This is a genomic window from Limosilactobacillus coleohominis (assembly GCF_016901675.1).
GTDB classification, from domain to species: Bacteria; Bacillota; Bacilli; order Lactobacillales; family Lactobacillaceae; genus Limosilactobacillus; species Limosilactobacillus intestinavium.
This window is the reverse complement of the sequence record NZ_JACJKU010000121.1, coordinates 1-2,203: the sequence shown is the minus strand read 5'-3', so window position 1 is coordinate 2,203 and position 2,203 is coordinate 1. Positions and strand designations below refer to the sequence as shown.

Genomic DNA, 2,203 nt, shown 5'->3' with positions numbered 1-2,203 from the left:
CCTTAATGGCATCCATGTACTTATTAGCATCAGGATCTGCCATATCTTCTTCAGCAATGTTAGCAACATAAAGGACAGGCTTAGTCGTTAATAAGAACAAGCCCTTCACAATCTTTTGTTCGTCTTCAGTAAAGTCGATTGTTCGTGCGCTCTTTCCATCTTCCAGAACTGGTTTAATCTTGTTTAAAACGGCAAGTTCTGCTAATGCGTCTTTATCACGTCCCTTAGCAGCACGTTGAACCTTGCCTAAACGATTATTAACAGATTCAAGGTCCGCCATGATTAATTCCAAGTTAATGGTATCGATGTCTTCAATTGGGTCAACTTTACCAGTTACACTAGTAATGTCATCATCGTCAAATGCCCGAACAACGTGCACAATCGCATCCGTTTGACGAATGTTTTCCAAGAACTTGTTACCAAGCCCTTCCCCTTTAGATGCACCCTTAACAATTCCGGCGATGTCGGTAAATTCAAAGGTTGTTGGCACAATCTTTTTTGAAGGAATTAGTTCATTAATTCGATCGAGACGTGGGTCTGGCACTTCAACCATCCCAACATTAGGATCAATTGTGGCAAATGGGTAGTTAGCCATTTCGGCTCCCGCTTTAGTAATTGCGTTAAATAATGTGGACTTACCAACGTTTGGTAAACCGACAATTCCTGCTGTTAATGACATTTTAAATTCACGTTCCTTTTTTAATTTTCTTGATCTGCTTTTTCAAGCACTTTCTTTAGTCGCTTATCAAAATTATACCGACTCATCATCACAATGTGACCACAACCTGTACATTGGATCTTAACGTCGGCGCCAACCCGGATAATTTGCCAACGGTTAGTACCACAAGGGTGTGGCTTTTTCATCATCACAATATCGTTTAATGCGTAATCTTCCATCTTATTCACTCCTTTAATCCAATGAAATCCCGAGAATATCAAGAATGCGGGTTAAGTCATCATTAGAAGTGTACGGAATTTCAATCTTACCAGTCTCTTTTTTAGCTGCCGGTAAAACCGTCACTTTAGTGCCAAACTTACTTTGTAATTCATTCTCTGTCGCCCGTAAATATGGCGATTTACGATGGCGAACTTTCGTCTGACGTTTATTCTGATCGTGAGTGCCATTCATCGACGCTACCAGGTCTTCAAGCTGACGAACTGTAAGGTTCTTCTTAATTGCTTTTCTAGCAACACTTGCCACTTTAGACTTGTCTTTCAAGCCCAACAACGTTCGCGCCTGCCCCATTGACAATTCACCAGACTGCAGTGATTTCTTTACGATTTCTGGCAAGCCAAGTAAGCGCAAATAGTTAGCAATGTATGGCCGACTCTTCCCCAAACGGGTAGCTACCTCCGCTTGAGTCAGGGATAGCTTATCCATGAGCATTTGATAAGCTTGAGCTTCTTCTAATGGGGTCAAATCTTCCCGTTGTAAGTTTTCCAAAACTGCAACTTCCATCATCCGCTCATCGTTAAAGTCCCGAATGATGGCTGGAATCGTCTTTTGTTTGGCAAGCTTAGAAGCACGAAACCGTCGTTCACCAGCGATAATTTCATACCGTTCAATGTCTTGATCTGGTTGCCGTAAAATAATCGGTTGGAATACCCCAGATTCTTGAATTGATTTAGCTAACTCTTTTAATGCCTTTTGATCAAAGATCCGTCGTGGCTGATAAGGATTGGGCCGAATATTTTTAAGTTCAACATCAATGACATTTTCACCAGTTTGGGTTTCTTCTAGGTTATTTTCTTCAAATAACGCTTCAATTCCCCGTCCTAATCCTGTTTTTTTATTTTTCGCCATGAGCTGCCAACACTTCCTTTGCTAATTGTTGGTAAACCTGTGCCCCGGTTGATCGTTTATCGTAATCAATAATCGCCAACCCGTGGCTTGGTGCTTCAGATAAGCGCACGTTCCGTGGAATCACTGTTTTATAAACCTGATCTCCAAAGAACTTTTTAACTTCATTGTTTACCTCTTGTCCTAAGTTAGTACGTTTATTAAACATCGTTAACAGGACCCCTTCAATCTTCAGATTCTTATTAAAGTGTTTCCGTACTAATTGAATGGTGTTAATTAACTGACTCAACCCTTCTAGTGCATAGTATTCGCTCTGCACTGGAATTAGGATGGAATCTGCAGCAGTAAAGGCGTTGATTGTTAACAGCCCCAAAGAAGGCGGACAGTCAATCAATATATAGT

The 2,203-nt window shown here is 41.0% G+C and carries 4 protein-coding genes; all 4 read right to left on the bottom strand.

Features of this window, described 5'->3' with window-relative positions; translation table 11 throughout:
* Nucleotides 1-679, bottom strand: a 679-nt coding sequence (gene ychF / locus H5975_RS07850) for a redox-regulated ATPase YchF (RefSeq protein WP_204785575.1), incomplete at its 3' end; no start/stop codon positions are given.
* Between the two features lie 20 nt (nucleotides 680-699).
* Nucleotides 700-897, bottom strand: coding sequence for a DUF951 domain-containing protein (locus H5975_RS07845; protein ID WP_204785574.1), 198 nt, complete (start codon nucleotides 895-897; stop codon nucleotides 700-702).
* 13 nt (nucleotides 898-910) lie between these two features.
* Nucleotides 911-1,804 (bottom strand): ParB/RepB/Spo0J family partition protein, encoded by an 894-nt coding sequence (locus H5975_RS07840; RefSeq protein ID WP_204785573.1) that lies wholly within the window; start codon nucleotides 1,802-1,804, stop codon nucleotides 911-913.
* Nucleotides 1,791-2,203 (bottom strand): ParA family protein (locus H5975_RS07835; protein WP_204785572.1); only part of this gene is annotated, 413 nt, incomplete at its 5' end. The genes H5975_RS07840 and H5975_RS07835, both read right to left, overlap by 14 nt.

Excerpts from the sequence above, each read along its gene's own strand:
- H5975_RS07845 (WP_204785574.1), bottom strand. The coding sequence starts at position 897 with ATGGAAGATTACGCATTAAACGATATTGTGATGATGAAAAAGCCACAC.
- H5975_RS07840 (WP_204785573.1), bottom strand. The coding sequence starts at position 1,804 with ATGGCGAAAAATAAAAAAACAGGATTAGGACGGGGAATTGAAGCGTTA.